Origin of the sequence: Bacillus sp. UNC438CL73TsuS30, assembly GCF_000482325.1 — a bacterium.
GTDB lineage: Bacteria > Bacillota > Bacilli > Bacillales > Cytobacillaceae > Neobacillus.
Window position 1 is genome coordinate 48,516 of the sequence record NZ_KI535301.1, and the last position, 24,217, is coordinate 72,732.

Genomic DNA, 24,217 nt, shown 5'->3' on the forward strand with positions numbered 1-24,217 from the left:
TAGTTACAGTTGTTTGAAATGAAGGAAAATAGTTGATATAATAACTTCTTGGGTCAGATATGAAAAAATCAGTATTAGGAGATGAATGGAATGACAAAAAAGGGATACATATCAATGCAAAATGGAAACAAAATCGAATTTGAACTTTATCCAAACGAAGCACCTGGTACAGTTGCTAACTTTGAAAAATTAGCAAAAGAAGGTTTCTACAATGGATTAACATTCCACCGTGTCATCCCTGGTTTTGTAAGCCAAGGCGGATGCCCGAGCGGAACAGGAACTGGGGGTCCTGGTTACACAATCAAATGTGAAACTGAAGGAAATCCTCATAAACATGTTCCTGGTGCGTTCTCAATGGCTCACGCGGGCAGAGATACTGGCGGCAGCCAATTCTTTATTGTTCACGAATCACAGCCTCACCTAAATGGTGTACACACTGTTTTCGGACAAGTGACTTCAGGACTTGAGCATGCAAAAGCAATGAGAAATGGCGATGTAATGGAGAAAGTCGAAGTATTTGACGAAGAATAGGATTTGAAAAAGGTTGTCCGGAAAGATTTCTTTTTGGACAGCCTTTTTTTGTGTTTATTTGGGGGAAATTCAGCTTCGCAGATTAAAGCGGGCTTTATGCAGATAAAATCGCTTTTACCGCAGATAAAAGGGTCCGGTACGCAGATAAAAATACTTTTACCGCAGATAAATATTTCAATACCCGGGCAAATTATCTTCAAATCCTAATTTTGGGGGTCCATATGAAGAAATTTGCTTTTATTTTCATTCCCTTACTTGTATTTTTTATCGGTACTCCTGTTTTTGCAGAAAGTAATGTCCCTTATCAATTAAAAGCTGCCATTATTATTGATGATTTCGGCGGTGGAACCGGGGGTGTGCGTGACTTTTTAGAAGGAGATATTCCGATTACAGCTGCCGTTATGCCTTTTACAGAAAAATCAAAGGAACATGCCGAATGGGCTCATAAAAATGGTTTTGAGGTCATCGTTCATTTACCGATGGAACCGAAAAGAGGAAAAAGATCATGGCTCGGTCCAAAACCGATTACCGTAGATCTTTCTCCAAAAGAAGTAAAAGCTCGTGTTGAGGAGGCGATTAGTACCGTCCCATATGCTGTAGGACTGAACAATCATATGGGGTCACTTGCGGTGGAGAACGAGCCAATTGTCCGTGCGATAGTAGAAGTTGCCAAGGAAAAAGGTCTCTATATTATTGACAGTGGGACAAGTTCACAGAGTAAATTTCCAAAGGTAGCTGAAGAGTTAGGTGTTCCACTTTTAAAAAGAGATGTGTTTCTCGATGATATTTCATCCTCATCATATGTGAGAAAACAAATGATTCGACTGGCAAAGGTGACAGAAATCAAGGGAAAAGGAATTGCCATCGGGCATGTCGGGATTAACGGAAAGGTTTGTTCCATTGGAATATTTGAATCACAAGATGAATTTAATAAACGACACATTAAAATTGTTCCGGTGTCGGAGCTATTTGCTAAAAAAATGAAGAAAAAGACATTTCCCCTCTATTAAAATAAGATTTTTAACGCCGAGCATTTAGGAGTCGGCGTTTTTGATTGCATCATTAAATTCCATTTTCATTAAACATTATTTAAATGTTTAAAAAATTAAAAATTATAGCTTGATTGTTTTTTAATTCTGTTATAGAATAAGAAAAATTAAAAAGCTAAAATAAATAAAACACATTGAATGGGAATATTAAGGAATATTTATTGCATAGAGAGCTGTCGGCTGGTGAGAGACAGTCAATAAATTCCCCAACTCGCCCAGGAGTGGTAAAGCTGATATGTAGGTTTTACCGGTTGACAGCCGTAATCAAGTCGTTAAGTGGGTTCGTTTGTTTTTTATGCGAATCAAAAAGAGTGGTACCACGTAGGCAAAGCCTGTCGTCTCTTATGAGATGATAGGCTTTTTTATTTTAACTAAACGAACGATAAAAAATAAAAAGGTGGTTGTCAGAATGAAAAATGTTCAAAAGTATTCCCGAGGATATTTTATGCCCCCAGTGAAAAGCTTGAAATGGACAGAAAAGGAGTACATAGAGGAAGCTCCTACATGGTGCAGTGTGGACTTAAGAGATGGAAATCAGGCTTTAATCGTACCAATGAGTTTGGAGGAAAAGCTGGAATATTTTCAATTGCTTTTGGAAGTAGGTTTCAAGGAAATAGAAGTCGGTTTTCCAGCTGCATCGGATACAGAATATGCTTTTTTACGTACCTTGATTGAAAAGGATTTGATTCCGGACGATGTAACGATTCAAGTGTTAACACAGTCCAGAGAACACATTATAAGAAAAACGTTTGAATCGCTTCAAGGAGCAAAAAAAGCCGTCGTGCACCTTTACAATTCGACATCTTTGGCACAGCGCGAACAAGTTTTTCAAAAAACGGAAGAAGAAATTATCGACATTGCTGTAACCGGAGCAAAACTCCTTAAGAAATATGCTGCTGAAACCGAGGGGAATTTCCAGTTTCAATATTCACCGGAAAGCTTCACGGGTACGGAAATGGAGTTTGCACTTGATATATGCAACCAAGTACTTGATATTTGGCAGCCTACTGCCGAGAACAAGGTGATTATCAACCTTCCAGCTACCGTGTCAATGTCAATGCCTCACGTTTACGCAAGTCAAATTGAGTATATGAGTGACCATCTGAACTACCGCGACAATGTGATCCTGTCACTCCATCCACACAATGACAGGGGAACAGGGGTTGCAGATGCAGAGCTGGGAATGCTTGCCGGAGCGCAGAGAGTAGAAGGAACACTGTTTGGAAATGGTGAGAGAACAGGAAACGTCGACATCGTAACGCTTGCCTTAAATATGTTCTCGCACGGAGTAAATCCAAAGCTTAATTTTGAAAATATCCCTGCCATCCTTGCCAGGTATGAAGAATTGACAAGAATGAGGGTTCCTGAAAGACATCCATATGGCGGTGAACTTGTCTTTACTGCATTTTCTGGATCCCATCAGGATGCGATTGCGAAAGGGATGAACTGGCGTGAGGAAGAGGAACGTCAGTATTGGTCAGTACCATATCTATTGATTGATCCAAAGGATATTGGCAGACAGTATGAAGGAGATATCATCCGTATTAATAGCCAATCCGGTAAAGGGGGCATTGGTTATGTGCTTAAGCAAAATTATGGGCTTGATCTGCCGGCGAAAATGCGTGAAAGTTTCGGATATCAGGTTAAAAATGTATCGGATCGTTTGCATAAGGAGCTTTTGCCGGATGAAATTTATGACATTTTCATCAATGAATATGTAAATATTAATAGCCCTGTTGAGTTTATCAATTACCGATTTACTCAAAATGATCATTATGAAACCAATGTATCGATCAAGGTCGATAACGTGGTTCATGAAGCTTTGGGTGTGGGGAATGGAAGACTGGATGCAATCAGTAATGTTCTTCAAACGACACTAGGTATTCATTATAAAGATTTAATCTATAAGCAGCATGCTTTAGAAATCGGTTCGGGATCAAATGCTGTATCTTATGTAGGATTTACCGCATTGGATGGTGCTGTTTATTGGGGCTGTGGGATTGACGCAGATATTATGACCTCCTCTGTAAAAGCTTTGTTTAGTGCAGTTAACAACATGGTATCCAGTGTCAACACAAAAATTGAAACAGGATATTCTCTTTCAAATAAATAAGCGGAAGGACTCTTTAGACGACCTTTTATTAGAAAGATAAATTTCCAGCATTTTAATTTTTTCCATTGTCACAATCCAAAGTTTCCGCCAAAATAAATAGAAAAAGGCAACAAGGGAGAAGGAAACAGAAAAATGAAATTAGTTTCATGGAATGTAAACGGCCTAAGGGCTTGTGTAAAAAAAGGATTTTTAGATTATTTTAATGAAGTGGACGCAGATATTTTTTGTATTCAGGAAACGAAGCTGCAAGAGGGGCAAATTGAGCTAGATTTAGTGGGCTATAAGCAATATTGGAATTATGCCGAAAAGAAAGGCTATTCCGGCACAGCTGTTTTTACAAAAATGGATCCGATTTCGGTAAAATATGGACTGTTAGATGAGGATTCTGAATCTGAGGGCCGTATTCTTACACTGGAATTCGATGATTTCTTCTTGGTGAATGTGTATACACCGAACTCACAGCGGGATTTAGCTAGACTTCCGTTTCGTTTGGAGTGGGAGGAACGAATTTTAGAACATCTTCAAAAATTAGATGCCATCAAGCCGGTTGTGTTATGTGGGGATTTAAACGTTGCCCACAAGGAAATTGATTTGCGCAATCCAAAGTCAAATCTCGGGAATTCCGGTTTTACGGAGGAAGAGCGCGGGAAAATGACCGGGCTGCTGGAGTCCGGCTTCATTGACAGTTTCCGGCATTTTTACCCTGACCAGGAAGGGGCCTACACTTGGTGGTCTTACATGATGAAGGTCCGCGAGCGGAATATTGGATGGCGGATTGATTACTTTATTGTTTCCGAGCAGCTGCGCGATCGTTTAGTTGACGCGAACATTCATGCAACCGTTTTGGGCAGTGATCATTGTCCAATTTTACTAGAAATAAAGTAGAATTTGATAACTTTTTCTTATCAAAATTCATAAAAAAACCGTCATTTTCTTTATCGTATATGTGGTTTATAGTTAAATTACTCCATTACGGTTAGGGGAAATGAAAATGGATATTAAAAAAGATGTTCAACAGCAATTTGGGAAAAGCGCAGACTCCTATGTTTCAAGCGAGATCCATAAACAAGGGAAAGACTTGCAAATATTGTTGAGGATGGCGGAAGTGAGCGGGAATGAAGCTATTCTTGATGTGGCAACAGGCGGTGGGCATACGGCCAATGCGTTTGCGCCATTGGTCAAACAAGTGACCGCAGCTGATCTTACCGCTGAAATGTTACAGGCAGCTGAAAAATTTATCAAGGGAAATGGTCACCAAAACGTTAATTTTGTTCAAGGTGATGCGGAAAACCTTCCGTTTCCTGATGAATCCTTTGATTTGCTCACATGCCGGATTGCCCCACACCACTTTCCAAACGTCGATCAATTTGTAAAAGAAGTGTATCGTGTCTTAAAGCATCAAGGGCAGTTTTTATTGGATGACAATGTGGTCCCGGAAGAGGATGAGTATGATCAGTTTTATAACTTCATCGAAAAAAAGCGGGACTACAGCCATTTTCGCGCTTGGAAAAAGACAGAGTGGTTAAAGATGCTTGAACTGAATGGACTGGATATTGTTGAATGGCATCGGTTTGAAAAAACGTTCCGTTTTGATCCATGGTGTGGTCGAATGAAATTAGCCCAAGAGGATAAAGAAGAATTAACTCAATTTATTCTGCAGTCCACTGCCAAAATCAAGGATAAATTTGAGATTATAATCGAGAATAATCAGGTTGTTTCATTTAAAGGCGAAGCAATCGTTTTAAAGGCTAGGAAAAAATAATGAAAAAACCCTTTGCACGAAAAAGATCACTCTCTTTTTTGCAAAGGGTTTTTTGTGGTATTTAACCGATCTTAAATATCATTTAATGCCGTACCAAATTCATCAAATTCAGGTAATCTTTCGTCAGCAGCTGAATTTTCCAGATTCTGCTCTTCATTATTAACATTTCCATTTTGTTCATCCTTCTTTTGCTGGACCAATGAAACCATCTCCTTTTCTGAAGTTTTACCCATGTATTTTTCCCCAAAAAAATCCATCTTAACCTATGTTTATAAAAAGTGGTGTGGTTATATGCATCCTACCAGAGGAGGCGGATTGTAAAAATCATACGGAATCCAAGCTAAAAAATCAGTTATTTTTGTATAAAACAACCATAGTTATATGAGGAGAAAACCGATAAATTAAGAATATAGAAATTGAATGTTCTGAAAATATGGAAGGTTCACACGAAATGAGAGGTGAGGTTGTGAGTTTCATATCGAAAAGAATAGGTCAGATTCCACCCTATTTATTCGCGGAAATCAATAAGAAAAAAGCTGCGATGATAGAGTCAGGAGTGGATATCATTGATTTAGGGATTGGCGATCCTGACCTCCCCACTCCAAAGCATATCGTTGATAAATTGGTGGAGGAGCTTCAAGATCCCTATCAATTAAAATATCCGAGCTTTACAGGGTGCGCTGAATTTAGAAATGCAGTTGCAGATTTCTATTTACGGCAATTCGGGGTAAAGCTTGATCCGGAAACGGAAGTGCTGGCGTTGATTGGGTCAAAAGAAGGGATTGCCCACTTAATTCCGACATTAATCGATCCGGGAGATTACGTATTAATTCCAGATCCAAGCTACCCTGTTTATCGGATGGCAACCATGCTTGCAAATGGACAGTATTTTAATATGCCGCTTAAGATTGAGAACAACTTTGAGCCTGACTTTACAGCTATTCCAAGAAAAATAGTGGAACAAGCCCGGCTGATGCTGTTGAATTATCCCGGGAATCCGACGGCAGCTACAGTGGATCTTTCATTTTTCAATCAAGCGATTGCATTTGCGCAAAAACATCAAATCCCGATTGCCCATGACTCAGCCTACAATATGGTCACCTTTGATGAATATAAGGCACCAAGTATTCTTCAGGCTGAGGGAGCAAAAGAGGTTGCGGTCGAATTTGGATCCCTTTCTAAAACTTATAATATGACAGGATTCCGAATTGGTTATGTGGTTGGAAATAAGGAAATTATTAAAGCGCTTTCCATCCTTAAAAGCAATACAGACACAGGTCAGTTTACGCCGATTCAAAAGGCAGCAGCCTTTGCTTTAAACAGTGATCATAGTTGTGTGTCCAAACATAATCAAATCTATCAAGAACGGATGCTGTCAATGGTGGAGGGGCTCAAATCCATTGGGGTCAAGGCGGAGCCGCCAAAGGGAAGTTTCTTCATCTGGGCTCCCGTCCCAAAGGGATATACTTCTTCTGATTTTGTAACAAGTGTTCTGGAACAAACGGGTGTAATTCTAACCCCCGGAAATGCATTTGGTCCTTCAGGAGAAGGCTATTTCCGCGTCTCCTTATCCGTTCCAAGTGAAAGATTACAAGAAGCGATTGAAAGAATTAAACAAAATTTAAAAATAACGATTAGCTAAACTGGAGGGTATATGATGAAAAAAATCTTAAACTATATTAATGGTGAATGGTGTCCATCCTCAACTGGGAAATTTACTCCCGTTCTAAATCCGGCAAATGGTCAAGTATTGGCTGAGGTAACACAATCAACGCAGGAAGATGTGGATCGTGCAGTCCAAGCAGCAAAAAATGCGCAGAAGGAATGGCGCTTAGTACCTGCTCCGGAACGAGCAGATATTTTATATAAAGTTGGTTATCTATTAAAAGAAAGAAAAGAAAAATTGGCGCAAATTCTCACAAGTGAAATGGGAAAAGTGATCGAGGAAGGACGAGGGGAAGTTCAGGAAGCGATTGATATGGCCTTTTATGTTGCCGGAGAGGGCCGGAGACTATTTGGCGATACGGTTCCATCTGAGCTTCGCAATAAGTTTGCGATGAGCGTACGTGTTCCAATCGGAATTGCCGGGCTGATTACGCCATGGAATTTCCCTATTGCGATTGCCTCTTGGAAATCCCTTCCGGCCCTTGTAACTGGGAATGCAGTGGTCTGGAAGCCTGCAACCGAAACGCCGATGGTTGCGGAAGAATTTGTCAAGATTTATGAAGATGCCGGCCTGCCTAAGGGATTGTTAAATCTAGTCAATGGTTCGGGAAGTGTCGTCGGGAATGCGATGGTCGAGCATCCTGATATCGATTTAATTTCCTTTACAGGTTCAAATGAAGTAGGCAAGGAAATTAACGGCCGCGCCGGTGCGTTGTTAAAAAGAACTTCTTTAGAAATGGGCGGTAAAAATGCGATCACGGTTTTAGAAGATGCCGATCTTGATTTGGCGGTTGAAGGCATTTTATGGGGAGCATTTGGAACAGCTGGTCAAAGATGTACGGCAACAAGCCGGGTCATTGTACACAAGGATGTGAAAGCGGAGCTTGAAAGAAAGCTGCTTGCTAGTATCGATGGATTGAAAATGGGCGATGGGCTTGATGAAAGTGTTAAGGTTGGCCCGGTGATCAATCGTTCTTCCTTAGAACGGATTGATGAGTATGTGAAAATCGGGCAGGAAGAAGGAGCGAAGCTTCTAACTGGTGGAAGAATTGTCTCGGAGAACGGGTTAGATCAAGGGAACTTCTATGCGCCAACGATCTTCACGGATGTAACTCCAGAGATGAGAATCGCGAAGGAAGAGATTTTTGGACCGGTTGTTTCGATTATTGCCGTTACTAGTTTAGAAGAAGCGATTGAAGTCAATAACAGCGTTGAGTTTGGGCTTTCGAGTGCGATTTATTCCGCTGATGTGAATCGGATATTCCAAGCCATGCGTGATTTGGATACGGGGCTTGTCTACGTGAATGCCGGTACGTCCGGTGCGGAAATCCATCTGCCATTTGGGGGGACAAAAGGAACGGGGAATGGCCACAGAGATTCCGGCGTAGCTTCGTTGGATGTATACACTGAATGGAAATCAATCTATGTGGATTACAGTGGAAAATTACAGCGGGCCCAGATTGATAACAATTAAGAATCGCTAGAAACGAGAGGAAATTAACCTGTCATTCCACAACTGGAATACAGGTTAATTTTTCATTAAGGATAGGAGTGTACAGGATGGAAAAATTAACAGTTGTTGGTTCGGGGGTTATGGGCAGGGGGATTGCATATGTTGCGGCTCTCGGCGGCTTTCAAGTAACTCTAAACGACGTTAGCCAGGAAAATCTAGATAAAGCAAAGCTCTACTTAGAAACCGAAATGACCAAGAGTGCGGATAAAGGTTTTTTAACAAGAGAACAGGCCTCAGTTGCCTTACAACGAATTGAATATACTACTAGTTTAGAAGAGGCTGCCGGTGACACAGATGTTGTTATTGAAGCTGTATTTGAATTAATGGAACTGAAAGTGGAGATTTTCAAAAAATTAGACAAAATTTGTCCGAAGCATACAATCCTCGCGACGAATACTTCAACGATGAGCCCTACAGAGATAGCTGCCCAGACCTCAAGACCGGAAAAATGTATCGCGATGCACTTCTTTAATCCCGTCCACAAAATGAAATTAATTGAAATCGTCCGAGGGCTTGAAACCTCAGATGAGACGATGTACAAGGCAAAAGAAATTGGCGAAAAACTAGGGAAAGAAACGGTAGAAGTCAATGAATTCCCCGGTTTTGTGACAAGCCGTATGAATTGTCTCATTGGCAATGAAGCGATGAATCTTCTAATGGAAGGTGTTGCTTCAGCAGAGGACATCGATAAGGCGATGAAGCTGGGCTTAAATCATCCAATGGGGCCGTTAGCTCTAGCAGATTTAGTAGGTTTAGATACTAGATTACGAAATATGGAATATCTATATAAAACACTAGGTGAAAAATACCGGCCATGCCCGCTCTTAATAAAGTATGTAAAAGCAGGCCGATTAGGACGCAAATCCGGCCAGGGATTTTACGCCTATGAAGGTTGACTTGGGGGTTCTATAAAATGAAAAGAACGTTAAGCTGTGAAAAATTAAGATCAGCTGCCGATGCAATCAAATGGATTGAATATGGGGATGAACTATTAGTGGGCGGTTTCGGACTTTGCGGCACCCCGTTTACCTTAATCGATACGATTGCAGAATCGGACCATGCCAGGGAATTGACGATTATTAGCAATAACTTAGGTGAAGCCGGCAAAGGGCTTGGAAAACTGCTCATCTCGAAACATATTAAAAAAGCAGTAGGATCGTATTTTACTTCCAATCGTGACGCGGTTAAAGCCTGGAAAAGCGGCGAGCTGGAAATCGAATTGATTCCGCAGGGCACCTTAGCAGAGGCGATCCGGGCTGGCGGTGCCGGCATTGCTGGATTCTATACGAAAACAGCTGTCGGGACAAAGCTGGCCGAAGGAAAAGAGGAAAGGGAATTTGACGGTGAACGCTATATTTTTATCAGAGGAATAAAAGCAGACGCGGCTCTAATAAAAGCCGCAAAGGCTGACACCATGGGCAATCTCGTTTATTCGAAGACTGCCCGAAATTTCAACCCGATGATGGCAACGGCGGCAAAACTGGTGATTGCGGAAGTGGATGAAATTGTCGAAGCAGGCACATTCGAGCCGGAACAAATCGTGACCCCGCATTCCTATGTAGACATCCTGGTCTTAAATGACCGCTACGAAAAAATCGGAGGTGAATATGTTGAACGTCACCGATAAAAAACAAGATACCGACCGGATTCGAATTGCCAAACGAATTGCTTCCGAGCTTGAAGACGGAACAGTTGTGAACCTTGGTGTGGGAATTCCTACGTTAATTCAAAACTATTTAAAGCCGGATGCCCGCGTCTATCTTCAGTCAGAAAACGGGCTGTTAGGGATGGGACCAACCCCGCCTAAAGAGGAAATCGATATGGATTTGATCAGTGCTAGTAAACATCCGATTACAACCGGAGTGGGCTCCTCGATTTTTTCAAGTGCCGATTCTTTTGTGATGATTCGCGGCGGCCATGTCGATGTAGCCGTGATGGGCGCCCTTCAGGTCAGTGAAACCGGGGAAATTGCCAATTGGGCGGTTCCTGGTCAGGATATCCTTGGGGTTGGCGGGGCAATGGACTTAGTGGCAAGTGCCAATAAAATTATTATCGCGATCACTCAAGTGACAAAAGACAATAAACCGAAAATAGTAAAACAGCTGAGCTATCCTACTAGCGGAATTCGGAAGGCTGAAATGATTGTGACGGAAAAAGCAGTATTTCGAATCGACAACGGCAGGCTACGATTAGACGAAGTGGCAGAGGGCTCTTCAGTAGAAGAAATAAAGAGATTAACAGATTCCGAGTTTATCGTATCTGAAAATCTTAAAACCATGCCATTTTAATTGAATGAGAGGTGTAAAACGATGATGGACTACGCCAATATTTTAGTAAAAGCGGAAGGGAATATCGGGTTTATTATCATCAATCGTCCAGAACAAAGAAATGCATTAAATGTAGAAACATTACAGGAAATCGAAACGGCACTTGATGAATTAAGGAGCAATGAAGAAATTCGGGTGGTGATTTTTACCGGTGCCGGTGAAAAATCGTTTGCTGCCGGGGCAGATATCAGCCAGTTAAATAAAAGAACAATGCTAGAGGCGCTTCAGCCCAATATGACTGCGACTTATCGCAAAATCGAAGACTATGAAAAGCCGACAATAGCGGCCATCAATGGCTTTGCTTTAGGCGGCGGGTTAGAGCTGGCCCTTGCCTGTGACATCCGGATTGCCTCCCATAACGCTAAGGTCGGTCTGCCGGAAGTAGGCTTAGGGATTATCCCGGGTGCAGGCGGGACGCCAAGACTTACAAGATTAATAGGAAAAGGGAAGACGATGGACCTCGTCTTAACAGGAGACATCATTACTGCCGATGAGGCAGAAAGGTTGGGAATTGTCAGCAAGGCCGTTCCGGCAGAGGACCTAATGGACAGAGTAAGGGAATATGCTCGGAAGATAAGCCAAAAAGGTCCGTTAGCGTTAAGGCTAGCAAAAGCAGTTGTTAATCGTGGTGCGGATGTTGAGATGGAAACCGCTCTTTATTTAGAAAAACTTGCTCAAACCGTTTTGATGGGTTCAGAGGATAAACAGGAAGGAACACAAGCCTTTCTTGATAAAAGACAACCACAATTTCAAGGAAAATAGTAGGGGGATAAGAAAATGGATTTTACTTTGTCGGAGGATATTCAGTTATTACAAAAGGCCGTCCATGATTTTGTACAGGAAGAAGTAGAAAAGGTTGCAATGGAAATAGAAGAAAAAGATGAAATCCCCAGTCATATTGTAGAAGCCTCGAAGGATATGGGCTTATTCGGGCTAAGCATACCGGAGGAATATGGCGGACTCGGCCTTGATATGGTGGGGAAATGTGCAATCTATGAAGAACTGGGCAAGACCCATAATGGCTATACAACCTTGATTGGGGCCCATACTGGAATCGGTTCGGTCGGAATCGTGGAACTGGGTACAGAGAAACAAAAGCAAAAATATCTTCCCAAGATGGCAAGCGGAGAATGGATTGGTGCCTTCGCCCTCACAGAGCCGAGCGCCGGTTCAAACGCCGCCAATCTTAAAACAAAGGCGGAGAAAAAGGGAGATAAATATATTTTAAATGGCTCGAAACATTATATTACCAACGCCGTCTGCGGGAATGTTTTTACCGTAATGGCCGTAACGGATCCGAGTAAAGGGGCGAAAGGAATCACCTCCTTTATCGTTGAAAAGGATTTTCCAGGCTTCATTGTCGGGAATGTTGAGAAAAAAATGGGGTTGCGCGGCTCCCATTCTGCTGAGCTTTTCTTCGAAGATCTTGAAGTACCGGCTGAAAATGTGCTGGGTGAAGAAGGAAAAGGCTATGTGAATGCCTTGAAAATCCTTGCCAATGGACGGGCTGGCTTAGCAGCGCGAAACCTTGGATCCTGTGAAAAATTGCTGGAATTAAGCACCGATTATGCGATGCAGCGAGTCCAGTTTGATAAACCGATTTTTGAACAACAAGCGGTTCAGCATATGTTGGCAGATATGGCGATGGAAATCGAATTGCTTCGTTCGATTACCTACCGTGTTGCCTGGATGACCGATCAAGGGATGAGAGTGGTAAAAGAGGCGGCAATGGCCAAACTTTACGGTTCAGAAGCCTACAATCGTGTGGCAGATTTAGCCGTCCAGATCCATGCTGGAATTGGGTATATGAAGGATTATCCTATTGAACGATTCTACCGGGATGCACGGATTACGAAGATCTATGAAGGAACGAGTCAAATCCAGAAAAACATTATTGCAGCTGAATTAAAACGAGAGTTTAGATAAGAGGGCGGGGTGAGAAAATGAGGAATGTAGTGATTATTGATGGTGTTCGAACCGCAATTGGAAGAATGGGCGGAACACTGAAGGATGTTGAAGCAGACTTTTTATCCGAAAAAGTAATGCGTGAGGCATTAACAAGAAGCGGGATCAATGGTGAAGAGGTAAATGAAGTAGTTTGGGGGCATGCCAAGCAAAGCTCAGATGTACCAAATCTTGCAAGGTTAGCTGCTTTGAGGGCTGGTCTGCCAATTGAGGTGCCGGGTTATACGGTTCATCGCCAATGCGGTTCCGGGCTTCAGGCCATTAATAACGCAGCACAGCAAATTATGTGCGGCTTGTCTGATGTGGTATTGGCGGGCGGTGCGGAAAGTATGAGTACGGCACCCTATTATTTAAGAAAGGCAAGATATGGCTACGGAGCAGGCAATGCCGAAATTGTGGATCCAAATACCGAAAGTCAGCCAAGAGCGCAGCCGATAGAAGTTTATGGTAATCTAACAATGGGATTAACCGCAGAAAATCTAGCGGAAAAATATCAAATTAGCCGCGGGGAGCAGGATGAATTTGCATTCGAAAGTCAGCAGAAAGCTGCCGAAGCGATTCAGTCCGGAAGGTTTACGGATGAAATTGTACCTTACGAAGTAAAGGTGAAAAGGGAGAAAATACTCTTTGAAGTTGATGAGCATCCACGTCTCACAAGCCTTGAAAAGCTTGCATCCTTAAAGCCTGTCTTCAAAGATGGGGGAACGGTTACCGCAGGAAATGCGAGCGGAAGAAATGATGGTGCCGCTGCGCTTGTGATGATGTCTGAAGAGGAAGCTGCCGAGCGCGGACTTTCTCCACGTCTAAGGGTAATTTCTCAGGCTTCCGTTGGGGTAGCACCAGAAATTATGGGAATTGGTCCGGTACCAGCCACCCTTAAAGCCTTAAAACTTGCGGGTCTTACATTGGATGATATTGATTTAATTGAACTGAACGAAGCATTTGCGGCACAAGCCTTAGCCTGTGTGAAAGAATTAAACATGGATCGGAAAAAAATAAATGTTAACGGCGGAGCGATTGCCCTCGGACATCCCATTGGCGGAACCGGTGCCATTCTTACGGTTAAAATCATGAATGAATTAGAGCGCCGCGGCGGTCGTTATGGATTAATTACGGCTTGTATCGGCGGCGGGCAGGGAATTGCGACCATCGTAGAGAATTTACGAGTATAACCAACTTGGAGGGAAAATGTATGAGTAAGCCACGTGTATTGCAGATCCTCCCTATGTACCATTCAAACGGAGAAAAGGTTTTACGTGAAGGCGCAGAAGTCATTCAAACAAATGACTATGAGATTGCCCATCTCTGCAGTCTTGTGAAAGATGTGGAGGCGATTGTTCTAAGGGCACCAGCTAAAATCACAAGGGAAGTGATGGACGCAAATCCTCATTTGAAAGTCATATCAGGTGCGGGAGTAGGTCTTGACAATATTGATGTTTCCTATGCAACGGAGAAGGGGATCCCTGTTGTTCATGCTCCTTCGGTCAATAAAGTATCAACCGCAGAACATGCTGTTATGCTGATCATGGCATTAGCAAAGTCAGTCGTCCCCTTCCATGAAAATATGAAAAAAGGGAACTATGATGCGCGAAATTCCATTTCATCCTTTGAGTTAAAAGGAAAGAAAGTAGGATTGATTGGGTTCGGAAACATCGCCCAAGAGGTGGCCAAACGGCTGAAGCTTGGATTTGAAATGGAAGTAACGGCCTGGGTGAGGGAATTTATTCCGGAAAAACATAAATATGCACATGAAATCGGGGTAAAGATTTGTACAGATATGGAGGAGGTATTTAGTCAATCGGATTTTATTTCCTTACATATTCCATTAAATGAGCAAACGCGGTATTCGATTGATCAAAAATATTTTTCATTAATGAAACCATCAGCGTTCTTGGTGAATACCTCACGCGGGGCAGTGGTCAATCAAGATGATTTATATCGAGCGTTAAATGAAGGTATGATCGCAGGTGCGGGTCTTGATGTATTTGATCCAGAGCCCCCTTCTAAGGATTTGCCGCTATTATCCTTACCGAATGTTGTGTTAACTCCCCATGTTGGCGGGACAACTGTGGAATGTAATTACGTGATGGCGACAACCGTCGCGGAAAATGTCATCAATATTTTAAATGGTAAAAGGCCCCGGTTTATTGGCAACCCAGAAGTTTTACAGATAAAAACAGGAGAATAGGAGAAAACATATGGATCATTATTCAATCGCCTTGCTTCCCGGTGATGGTATTGGCGTGGATGTTGTCCGCGAGGGAAGAAAGGTATTAGATACAGTTTGTAAGCTCCATGGCGGGTTGTCATTATCCTTCACTGAATTTGACTGGAGCTGCGAGTACTATGCGAAAAATGGCAAAATGATGCCGGATAACGGATTAGAGATCTTGAAGGATTTTGATTCCATCTTCTTGGGGGCGGTCGGTTATCCGGGTGTACCGGACCATGTTTCGCTTTGGGGATTGCTTCTGCCAATTAGACGCCAGTTTGAACAATACATCAACCTGCGTCCTGTTAAATTGCTAAAAGGAATTCAATCGCCGCTTGCCGGTAAAACGGCAGAGGATTTGAACTTCCTTGTTGTCCGTGAAAATAATGAAGGGGAATATTCCAATATGGGCGGCCGGATGTATGAGGGCACCGATTTGGATATGGCGATACAAAACAGTGTTTTTACCCGTAAAGGGGTGGAACGGGTTTTACGGTATGCTTTTGATCTGGCCCGTAAACAGGGTAAGAGAAAGCATGTAACAGCTGCCACGAAATCGAATGGGATTAATCATACCATGCCTTTTTGGGATGAATATGTGGAGAAGATTGGGAAGGAATATCCTGATATAACGCATAATACCGTTCATATTGATGCACTTGCCGCCTTTTTCGTCAGTAAACCGGAGACGATGGATGTCGTGGTCGCGTCCAATTTATTTGGCGATATTTTAACGGATTTAGGGGCGGCGATTGTCGGCGGCCTTGGAATTGCCCCGTCGGCGAATATTAATCCGGAGAAAAAATATCCTTCGATGTTTGAGCCTGTTCACGGATCGGCACCAGATATCGCGGGGAAAGGAATTGCCAATCCGCTGGCATCGATTTGGTGCACGAGTATGATGCTGGATCATTTAGGGCAGTCAGAGGCAGCGGCCGCGATTATGGATGCAATGGAAGATATACTGCAGGAAAAAGAGGTACTGACACCGGATATGGGTGGTCAGGCGACTACGGAGCAGGTAGGGGATCATATTTGTAAAAAGCTGAGAGCGCGTTTAGGTTAGACGCTCTATATTATAAAATAGTAAAAATCAAAAGTAGCCTGCGCTAAGCAGGCTATTTTTGATTTTAAGTATTATTCTTACTTGAAAATTCCTTCTAGTAAAAAAGGACGAAAATTTAATTTTTATTTAAACAATTTTTCGTGAAAAGTATACATATGATTCAGAATATTTTTAATTTACAATAATCCTAATCTTACTTACAATAGATAATTTATAAAGGAGGATTCGGGAGAGATGTGTAGGGAAGGCGAGTAAAAAGGACTGTAAGCGCTTCCTTAAATCAAAATGAAATCTTTTAATCGTTTTTAAAAAGGCATGATAAAAGATTTGTAAATAATGGAGGGGTTACATTGAAAATTCCAAAAAAAATAGCGATCACTGCTGGAACCTTACTTCTTGGATTATCACTTGTTGGCTGCGGAAAATCAAGCGAAGTAGCTGGAGGAGGTAATGAAAAATCGAACGTAATTAAGATCGGTGTGCCGGCACCATTGTCAGGACAAAGTGCTAAAATGGGCAGCGACATCGTAAATGCCGCAAAACTGGCAGCTTCCGAGCTCAATGAAAAAGGCGGAGTGATCGGTAAAAAAATTAAAATTGTACCCATCGATGATGCCTGTGATGCGCAGGTTGCGACCCAAGCGGCAAATAAACTTGTCACTTCCAACGTTGATGCAGTGGTGGGGCATTACTGTTCTAGTGCAGCTTTACCAGCAGAAACAGTTTACAACGAAAATGGAATTCCTTTTATCACACCATCCTCAAGTAACCCTCAATTAACCGAACAAGGATTTACCAACGTATTTAGAATGATTGGCCGTGATGATCAACAGGGCAAGTTCATGGCAGATTATCTTGTCAATGTAAAGCACAAGAAAAATATAGCCATCTTGCATGATAACACTACCTATACGAAGGGATTAGCGACAGAAGCAAAAAACGGTGTGGAAAAACTTGGCGGCAAGGTTGCATTCTTTGAAGCCGTTACACCAGGAGAGAAAGATTTCTCTGTGATTATTAGTAAGCTAAAGCCGTTAAAACCTGATGCTATCTATTGGACTGGCTTTTATGCAGAAGGCGGACTGCTCATCAAACAAGCGAAAGAGCTTGGGTTAAACGTTTTATTTGCGGCAGGAGATGGCAATAATGACACCACTCTCATGAAAATTGCTGGCCCAGCATCCGAAGGCGTGATTGTCAGTACGGCACCTACCACAGAATTCCTGAATAATGCGGGTGCAGGTGATTTTGTTACAAAGTACAAAGAAGCTTATAGCGAGGATGCAGGACCTTTCTCTTCGTATACGTACGATGGCGTTAACATTATTGCTGAAGCGATTAAGGAAGCAAAATCTCAAGACCGAAAGAAAATAATCGATACCATTCACGGCTTAAATGATTTTCAAGGCGTTACAGGAACGATTAATTTTGATGAAAAAGGGGACCGAAAAGGCATCAGCTATATTACGACCCAGGTAAAGGATGGGAAGTTTGTAGCCACACAAAATTAATAGATTAGGAGGTTCCTAAATTGGAAGAGTTTTTACAGCAATTAATCAACGGTCTTACGATCGGCAACTTTTATGCATTACTTGCCTTGGGATACACGATGGTTTTTGGTATTATCCGGCTGATTAACTTCGCCCACGGCGATGTTTATATGGTTGGATCCTTTCTAGGCCTAAGCATTCTCGGGCTGTTTGGCTCGTTAACATCTTCCGGGGTTGGTAGTTTTATACTTGCGATGATTGTTTCGATGTTCGTCACAGGATTAGTCGGTGTCTTAATCAATCGTATAGCCTATGTACCACTATTAAATGCACCGCGCCTCTCGATTATGATATCTGCCCTTGCGGTTTCATTATTGCTTCAAAATCTAGTTATGGTTTTTTACGGCCCAAGTTTTAAGGTTTACCCCCACCTCTCGGCTGGGGGTGCCATTTTCAATAGCTCTGTAAAGATCTCTTACACACAGGTTGGAATGCTTCTAATCAGTATTATTTTTATGATCATTTTGCAGCTTTTTATCAAGAAAACCTTTTTAGGAAGAGCGATGCGTGCCGTTTCACTTGATCAAGATGCATCCCAGTTAATGGGGATAAACGTCCGCTTCATTGTTGCCATCACTTTTTTTATTGGTTCTGCCTTGGCGAGTGCCGCTGGAGTAATGATGGGCGGCTATTATGGTCAAATAAGTTTTATGATGGGGTTCTTAATGGGAATTAAAGCTTTTACTGCTGCAGTTCTTGGCGGGATTGGGAATATCCCTGGAGCTGTCCTCGGAGGCTTCTTGCTCGGAATACTGGAAACACTTGGCGCAGGATATTTTTCTCCTGCCTGGAAGGATGTATTTGCTTTCGTAATCTTAATTTTGGTATTGGTATTTAAGCCGACTGGCCTTCTCGGAGAGCCACAAGCAGAAAAGTTGTAGGTGATGTAAGGTAATGGGAAAAAAACTATCTGCTATAACAAAGTCCATTTCTCCTATCCTTCTAATTATGGTAGTCTGCTCAGTACTCATTCCAATCGTTTATCCAGATCCATACATTATGGATGTCATGACAGGAATATTCATCTACGGAATGCTGGGAATTGGATTAAATATTGTCGTTGGATACTGCGGTCTTCTTGATCTGGGATATTCCGCATTCTATGCTTCAGGCGCTTATGTAACAGCTCTATTAATGGTGAATTTTCATGTTTCGTTCTGGATTTCGTTAATTGCAGCGGGGATTGTTTCGGGAATTTTAGGTTTGATTATTGGAGCCCCAACATTACGGCTCCGCAGCGATTATCTCGCAATCGTAACCTTAGGTTTTGGGGAAATTATCCGGATTACGGCAACCAATTTAAGTTGGACCGGTGGACCAAATGGAATTTATGCCATTCCTAAGCCAGCGATCGGAGCCTTTCAATTTGCCACAAAAACGGATCTTTATTACCTAGGTTTCGTGTTGCTCATCCTTATTTTGATCGTAGCAAGCAAGTTGGGCAAATCAAGAGTTGGCAGGGCGTGGATGTTTATCAGGGAGGATGAGTCCGCAGCACAGGCGATTGGAGTGAATCTTGTACGCTATAAACTGCTTGCATATTTGCTGGGGGCCATTTGTGGAGGTATTGCCGGTTCATTTTATGCTGTAAAAATGTCCGTCATTAATCCAGAAAGCTTTACCTTTATGCAGTCTGTCAATATTTTGATGGTCGTGATATTAGGAGGCCGGGGAAGAAATACGGGTGTCCTGCTTGGTGCCTTTATCCTCATAGCCCTTCCAGAGTTTCTTCGCTCCTTTGACGAATGGCGCTTGGTCATTTACGCTGCTGCACTTTTAGTCCTCATGATCTTCCGTCCACAGGGACTGATGGGGGTTAAATATAATAAACCGAAGAAAAAAGGAAAAGAAGAAGAAGAAGGCTTGCTTGATTTAGTCAATACACAGGAAAGGAAAGATTTCGTTTGAGTGTATTACTTTCGGCTCAAGGACTAGGAGTAAAATTTGGTGGCTTACATGCTGTTTCCAATCTAAATTTTGAAGTGCAGGAAGGAAAAATAGTTTCCTTAATAGGACCAAATGGGGCAGGTAAAAGCACGGTGTTCAATTGCTTGACAGGGTTCGTAAACCTAAGCTCAGGTACAGTTTTATTTAAGGGACAGCCTTTTAAAGGGTTTTCTCCAGACAAAATTGTTCAAAAAGGAATCGCCCGCACCTTCCAGTCCATCCGATTATTTAAGACCTTGACGGTAGAAGAGAATGTCATGTCAGGACTTCATATTCGAACAAAAAGTAATGTTCTCTCCACACTTTTTAATCCGGGTAAAAGCAAAAAAGAGGAGGAGTGGGTTCGAGAAGAGGTGAAACGACTGCTTTCATTTGTTGGTTTAGAGGATAAAGAAACGATTCGAGCGTCTGACCTTTCCTATGGGGAGCAGCGAAAATTGGAAATCGCAAGAGCGCTGGCGACCAATCCGGCAATCCTTCTTTTGGATGAACCGGCAGCTGGAATGAACCACAGTGAAAAAAACGAACTAAAGGAGCTAATTTATTCAATCCGAGACAGCGGTACAACTGTGGTCATCATCGAACATGATATGCAGCTCATCATGGAAGTATCAGATTGGATTATTGTCCTTCATTATGGGGAAATGCTTGTTGAGGGTCTTCCTGAAGATATTCAAAAGGATCCACGTGTAATTGAATCATACTTAGGTGAAGAGGGATAGAAATGTCAACGGTACTTGAAATCCAAAATGTTTCAGTTTCCTATGGAAAAGTTCCTGCACTGAAAAATATTTCGCTTCAGGTTAACCAAGGGGAAATTGTCGCCTTGCTTGGTGTCAACGGTGCAGGTAAATCTACGACGCTTCGGACTATTTCAGGACTAATCCGGCCTAAAAGCGGGAGCATTCATTATAATGGTGAGCCCATTCATAAAAGAAATGCCCATGAGATTGTAAAAAAAGGATTGATCCATGTACCGGAGGGAAGACGCGTTTTTTCCACTATGACAGTAGAGGAAAACCTTCAGCTTGGAAGCTATTGTGCAAGAGACCATTTACATGATGGGTTAAAAGAGGTGTATGAGTTATTTCCAAGGTTATTTGATCGGAGAAAGCAGTTATCCGGAACCCTCTCGGGAGGGGAACAACAAATGCTTGCAATGGGAAGGGCGATGATGGGGAAGCCAAAGCTGCTGCTGTTGGACGAACCATCGATGGGCCTTGCACCCATTATTGTGAGGACAATTTTTGATACCATTAAAAAAATCAATGAAACCGGAACGACGATTCTCCTGGTAGAACAGAATGCTCGAGCTGCACTACGATTAACAAAACGAGCATATGTGATGGAATTGGGGGAAATTGTTCGTGAAGATGAAACTGAAAATTTAATCCAAGACAAAGTGATCGAGAAAATTTACCTTGGCGGATAAGCAGGAAAGAAGATTGGCAATGGACGCATCACTTTTCATTCGTATAAACAGGGGGTATCCCAAGATGATCTTGGGATACCCCCTTTATTTAGGTAGATGATATATGTGGTCCTTTAACATTTTAAAGTATGAATGAATGGGCTGGTGTGTTTTCTAGTTTGGAGTTTTTAATTGCAAAATATAACAGTAGACAATGTTCGAAGTTCGTAATATCTAAAGAGGTCAATTCACTAATTTTTTCTAGTCGATAAACTAAGGAATTTCGGTGGAGAAATAGGCTCCGGGCCGTTTCACTAATATTCATATTACATTTGCAATAGGTAATAAAGGTGCTAGATAGGGTAGGAAAATTAACATGTTGATAAAAACAGGTCATCTTATCGGAAAGTCGTTCCGCTATGTAAGGAGGTAAATCAGTTCCAATTAGTTCAAGAATAATATTCAAATCATTATAATGGTAAACCTCAGGAAAAATAGTTGTTTTTTTACCGGCAATTAACGTTTTAAGTGATTCTTCATAAGATTCTTTAATTCCGTTAATCCCTTTTTTCATGCTTCCAATCGAAATTCTTGCATTAAATTGGTATTTCGATTGAATATATTCACTCATCCGGCTAATTTTATGTTCCAATTGTTTGTTAAAACTTTCAGGGGACTCGGCTGCATCGATTGCTTTTATTAAAATAAATTGATCTAATGTCAATAAGGAAAGGATATCCTCTTTATTATCTATTAAATAGTGCCGCAGTATATCCATCATATTATCCTGTAAAAATTGCCATGAAAACGTATGGGGGATTTTCGGGTGTGTTCCAGTAAATTGCTCTGACAGCATATCCATTTCGATAATGAGGCAGACGCGTTGGAATTCTTTATCAAGATTGTAACCAAGCATTTTTCCAAAGCGGATGATTTGGCTCATGTCTTCGATCGTATCTGAACTCAAGAGATAATGGACTAAATGATCCAATGATTTAGATTCAAGAATGCGAATTTCCTTTTTTAAGTATTCATGGCACAACAATTCCACATGGCTCTTCACAAGCTGAGCATATTTTTTCACTTCTGCCGGATTTCCAACAATCCCTAACACACCAACGGTTTCTTGATTAATAATGATGGGGGCAGCTACACCTGGTAGAACATTATTAAGTTCCTTTACTTCATCATACTCGTAACAAATCGTTTCCTTCCTTTTTAAAACATCGATTGATGCCTGATGAAAACTTCCTAAGCGGTTTTCGTCATTTGACCCAATAATATATCCCTTATCGTCGGTAATACTGATTGGATATCCAATGATTCTGGAAGTATTCTCCACAATCGTTTGGGATATATCCTCTAAGAAAGCCATTTTACCACTCCTTTAAACAAATAAAATCCTAGATTAATACATTCTAGCTATGGAGTGAAAATTCCTTGTTAAAATTGACTATTAAAACAATTCTAACTATTCAATTTACCGTAAAAAATGCACATAGATTAAAAGTAAAGAAATGAGTACAGTAGTAATATAGGGTGAAACTTCCATTAGCGAGTGCTTTTTCGATCCCGACGCGATTTCTATCCCAGCTGTTAATTAATATAAAAGAAGGGCAGGAGTTTCCATGTCAAATCGAGCAGATATTATCATTATTGGTGGTGGAGTCATTGGTTCAAGTATCGCATATCACTTATTACAGGATGGTTTTCATGGCAGGGTAGTCCTTTTTGAGAAAGATGGTCTATACGAATATGCTTCTACTCCAAGAAGTGCGGGTGGTTTTAGACAGCTTTATACGACGGTGGTGAATATGCAGCTTAGTAAATATAGTCTTCAAATCTATAAAGATTTTTCAAAATCGATGGCCATCGATGGAGAAGAAATGGAAATCGACTTTAAACAGAGAGGCTATTTATTTTTAGCAACAGATGAAATGATGCCAAAATTCGAAAGGCATTTAAAACTGCAAAATGAGAACGATATCAATTCGCAATTACTCGATACAAATGACCTGTTGAAGATTATTCCAGAACTAAATACAGAAGATTTAGCTGGGGGCCTCTTTTGTTCAGAGAGTGGGTATTTGGACCCTTACTCTGTCATGCAGGGGTATATTCGAAATGCTAAACGATTAGGAGCGGAGTATATTTATGACGCTGTAGACAGTCTTATTACTGAGCAGGATCAAATAAAAGGGGTAAGGCTTTCGGATGGACGTGAATTTTTTTCACCGGTTGTCGTCAATTGTGCCGGTGCCTGGGCGTCTCTTTTGAGTGAAAAAGCTGGTCTGCCTCTCCCGGTCGTACCCCTTCCAAGACAAATCTTTCAGTTTGATATTGAAACACCGCTGCAAAACTATCTTCCGTTAACCATGGACCCAACAGGCGTATATTTCCGACATGAAGGTGAGAAGTTTATTTCCGGTTATGCCGAGGAAATAGAGCCTGGAATTAATTTTAAATGGAGAAGATCGGCATTTGTTGAAAACATATGGCCGGTGCTGGCTAATCGAATTAAAAACTTTGAGAATGCGAAAATCGAAAGAGGTTGGTCCGGGCTTTATGATTTTAACACCGAAGACCATAATGCTATTTTAGGGAAATATCCGGCGATGAAGGGCTATTTTGTTGCTTTCGGTTTTAGTGGACACGGGATGCAGCAGGCACCCGCGGTCGGAAAATGTCTTTCCGAATTGATTCGCTTGGGTAAATATGAAACCTTGGATTTATCTCCATTAAGGGTGGAACGATTTGCTGAAAATCAATTAATTATTGAGGATGCGATTTATTAGTTTACGAGAACCATAGCTTCTGAAGGTCAGAGATTTCCTTCTGGAGCTATGTTTTTTTAGGAGAGAGTGAATTCTGACGACAAAAAAACTAGATCGGTCGATTGAGGATCATTATATGGGCCTGGAAATGAAGAGCCGGATTTTCGTTTAAAAAAGGTCAATATGTCATGGGTTGATTGGATAGGGATTGTTTATTATCTTCAATTTGACCGTCCAGGCAGAAAAAGAGCAGGAGAGGTAACCTAAAAAGGAACTAGATGACCGTTGAGGGAGAAAAAGAGCAGGAGAGGTAACCTAAAGAGGAACTAGAT

General features: G+C 41.7%; 23 protein-coding genes and 1 other annotated feature. Of the genes, 21 read left to right on the plus strand and 2 right to left on the minus strand.

Annotated elements, in window-relative coordinates; all coding sequences use genetic code 11:
- The first annotated feature begins 90 nt into the window (after nt 1–90).
- From M028_RS0128715 to M028_RS0128735, 5 genes are all read left to right on the plus strand, one after another.
- On the plus strand, nt 91–531 hold the full coding sequence (locus tag M028_RS0128715) for a peptidylprolyl isomerase (RefSeq protein ID WP_026576902.1): 441 nt from the start codon (nt 91–93) through the stop codon (nt 529–531).
- 221 nt (nt 532–752) lie between these two features.
- Nucleotides 753–1,541, plus strand: a complete 789-nt coding sequence (locus M028_RS0128720; RefSeq protein WP_035425030.1) for a divergent polysaccharide deacetylase family protein — start codon at nt 753–755, stop codon at nt 1,539–1,541.
- Between the two features lie 164 nt (nt 1,542–1,705).
- Nucleotides 1,706–1,926: a binding site (T-box leader), on the plus strand.
- 63 nt (nt 1,927–1,989) lie between these two features.
- A complete protein-coding gene (locus tag M028_RS0128725) occupies nt 1,990–3,693 on the plus strand; it encodes a 2-isopropylmalate synthase (RefSeq protein ID WP_026576904.1) in 1,704 nt (567 codons plus the stop codon).
- 132 nt (nt 3,694–3,825) lie between these two features.
- Nucleotides 3,826–4,578, plus strand: a complete 753-nt coding sequence (locus M028_RS0128730; protein WP_026576905.1) for an exodeoxyribonuclease III — start codon at nt 3,826–3,828, stop codon at nt 4,576–4,578.
- Nucleotides 4,579–4,684: 106 nt separating this feature from the next.
- A complete protein-coding gene (locus M028_RS0128735; RefSeq protein ID WP_026576906.1) occupies nt 4,685–5,455 on the plus strand; it encodes a class I SAM-dependent methyltransferase in 771 nt (256 codons plus the stop codon).
- Nucleotides 5,456–5,526: 71 nt separating this feature from the next.
- On the opposite strand, the gene M028_RS33225 is transcribed toward M028_RS0128735, so the two are convergent.
- A complete protein-coding gene (locus M028_RS33225) occupies nt 5,527–5,688 on the minus strand; it encodes a hypothetical protein (RefSeq protein WP_155925879.1) in 162 nt (53 codons plus the stop codon).
- A 233-nt stretch (nt 5,689–5,921) separates the two neighbouring features.
- Between M028_RS33225 and M028_RS0128745 the strand changes: the two genes are divergently transcribed.
- The 15 genes from M028_RS0128745 (at nt 5,922) to M028_RS0128815 (ending at nt 21,132) form a co-directional block, all read left to right on the plus strand.
- Entirely contained in the window at nt 5,922–7,097 is a 1,176-nt protein-coding gene (locus M028_RS0128745; RefSeq protein ID WP_026576907.1) for an LL-diaminopimelate aminotransferase, read from the plus strand.
- A gap of 15 nt (nt 7,098–7,112) precedes the next feature.
- Entirely contained in the window at nt 7,113–8,594 is a 1,482-nt protein-coding gene (locus M028_RS0128750) for an aldehyde dehydrogenase family protein (protein ID WP_026576908.1), read from the plus strand.
- An 86-nt stretch (nt 8,595–8,680) separates the two neighbouring features.
- Nucleotides 8,681–9,529 (plus strand): 3-hydroxyacyl-CoA dehydrogenase, encoded by an 849-nt coding sequence (locus M028_RS0128755; protein ID WP_026576909.1) that lies wholly within the window; start codon nt 8,681–8,683, stop codon nt 9,527–9,529.
- A 17-nt stretch (nt 9,530–9,546) separates the two neighbouring features.
- A complete protein-coding gene (locus M028_RS0128760; RefSeq protein WP_026576910.1) occupies nt 9,547–10,260 on the plus strand; it encodes a CoA transferase subunit A in 714 nt (237 codons plus the stop codon).
- Entirely contained in the window at nt 10,241–10,921 is a 681-nt protein-coding gene (locus M028_RS0128765; RefSeq protein ID WP_051591314.1) for a 3-oxoacid CoA-transferase subunit B, read from the plus strand. Before M028_RS0128760 ends, M028_RS0128765 begins: the two co-directional genes overlap by 20 nt.
- A gap of 24 nt (nt 10,922–10,945) precedes the next feature.
- Nucleotides 10,946–11,722: an enoyl-CoA hydratase/isomerase family protein gene (locus tag M028_RS0128770; RefSeq protein WP_026576912.1), complete on the plus strand. Its 777-nt coding sequence runs from the start codon at nt 10,946–10,948 to the stop codon at nt 11,720–11,722.
- A 15-nt stretch (nt 11,723–11,737) separates the two neighbouring features.
- Nucleotides 11,738–12,886: an acyl-CoA dehydrogenase family protein gene (locus tag M028_RS0128775; protein WP_026576913.1), complete on the plus strand. Its 1,149-nt coding sequence runs from the start codon at nt 11,738–11,740 to the stop codon at nt 12,884–12,886.
- A gap of 17 nt (nt 12,887–12,903) precedes the next feature.
- Entirely contained in the window at nt 12,904–14,097 is a 1,194-nt protein-coding gene (locus tag M028_RS0128780) for a thiolase family protein (protein ID WP_026576914.1), read from the plus strand.
- 20 nt (nt 14,098–14,117) lie between these two features.
- Nucleotides 14,118–15,113, plus strand: coding sequence for a hydroxyacid dehydrogenase (locus M028_RS0128785; protein WP_035425032.1), 996 nt, complete (start codon nt 14,118–14,120; stop codon nt 15,111–15,113).
- 10 nt (nt 15,114–15,123) lie between these two features.
- On the plus strand, nt 15,124–16,203 hold the full coding sequence (locus M028_RS0128790; RefSeq protein ID WP_026576916.1) for a tartrate dehydrogenase: 1,080 nt from the start codon (nt 15,124–15,126) through the stop codon (nt 16,201–16,203).
- A 350-nt stretch (nt 16,204–16,553) separates the two neighbouring features.
- Entirely contained in the window at nt 16,554–17,714 is a 1,161-nt protein-coding gene (locus M028_RS0128795) for a branched-chain amino acid ABC transporter substrate-binding protein (protein ID WP_026576917.1), read from the plus strand.
- Nucleotides 17,715–17,734: 20 nt separating this feature from the next.
- Complete coding sequence (locus M028_RS0128800; protein ID WP_026576918.1) at nt 17,735–18,634, plus strand: branched-chain amino acid ABC transporter permease; 900 nt, start codon at nt 17,735–17,737, stop codon at nt 18,632–18,634.
- 13 nt (nt 18,635–18,647) lie between these two features.
- Nucleotides 18,648–19,661, plus strand: a complete 1,014-nt coding sequence (locus M028_RS31335; protein ID WP_051591315.1) for a branched-chain amino acid ABC transporter permease — start codon at nt 18,648–18,650, stop codon at nt 19,659–19,661.
- Nucleotides 19,658–20,422, plus strand: a complete 765-nt coding sequence (locus tag M028_RS0128810) for an ABC transporter ATP-binding protein (protein ID WP_026576919.1) — start codon at nt 19,658–19,660, stop codon at nt 20,420–20,422. The genes M028_RS31335 and M028_RS0128810 overlap by 4 nt, the downstream gene beginning before the upstream one ends.
- A 2-nt stretch (nt 20,423–20,424) precedes the next feature.
- Nucleotides 20,425–21,132, plus strand: coding sequence for an ABC transporter ATP-binding protein (locus M028_RS0128815; RefSeq protein WP_026576920.1), 708 nt, complete (start codon nt 20,425–20,427; stop codon nt 21,130–21,132).
- A gap of 121 nt (nt 21,133–21,253) precedes the next feature.
- On the opposite strand, the gene M028_RS0128820 is transcribed toward M028_RS0128815, so the two are convergent.
- On the minus strand, nt 21,254–22,486 hold the full coding sequence (locus tag M028_RS0128820; RefSeq protein WP_026576921.1) for a CdaR family transcriptional regulator: 1,233 nt from the start codon (nt 22,484–22,486) through the stop codon (nt 21,254–21,256).
- Nucleotides 22,487–22,739: 253 nt separating this feature from the next.
- On the opposite strand from M028_RS0128820, the gene M028_RS0128825 reads away from it, so the two are divergent.
- A complete protein-coding gene (locus M028_RS0128825; RefSeq protein ID WP_026576922.1) occupies nt 22,740–23,906 on the plus strand; it encodes an NAD(P)/FAD-dependent oxidoreductase in 1,167 nt (388 codons plus the stop codon).
- Nucleotides 23,907–24,217 lie beyond the last annotated feature (311 nt).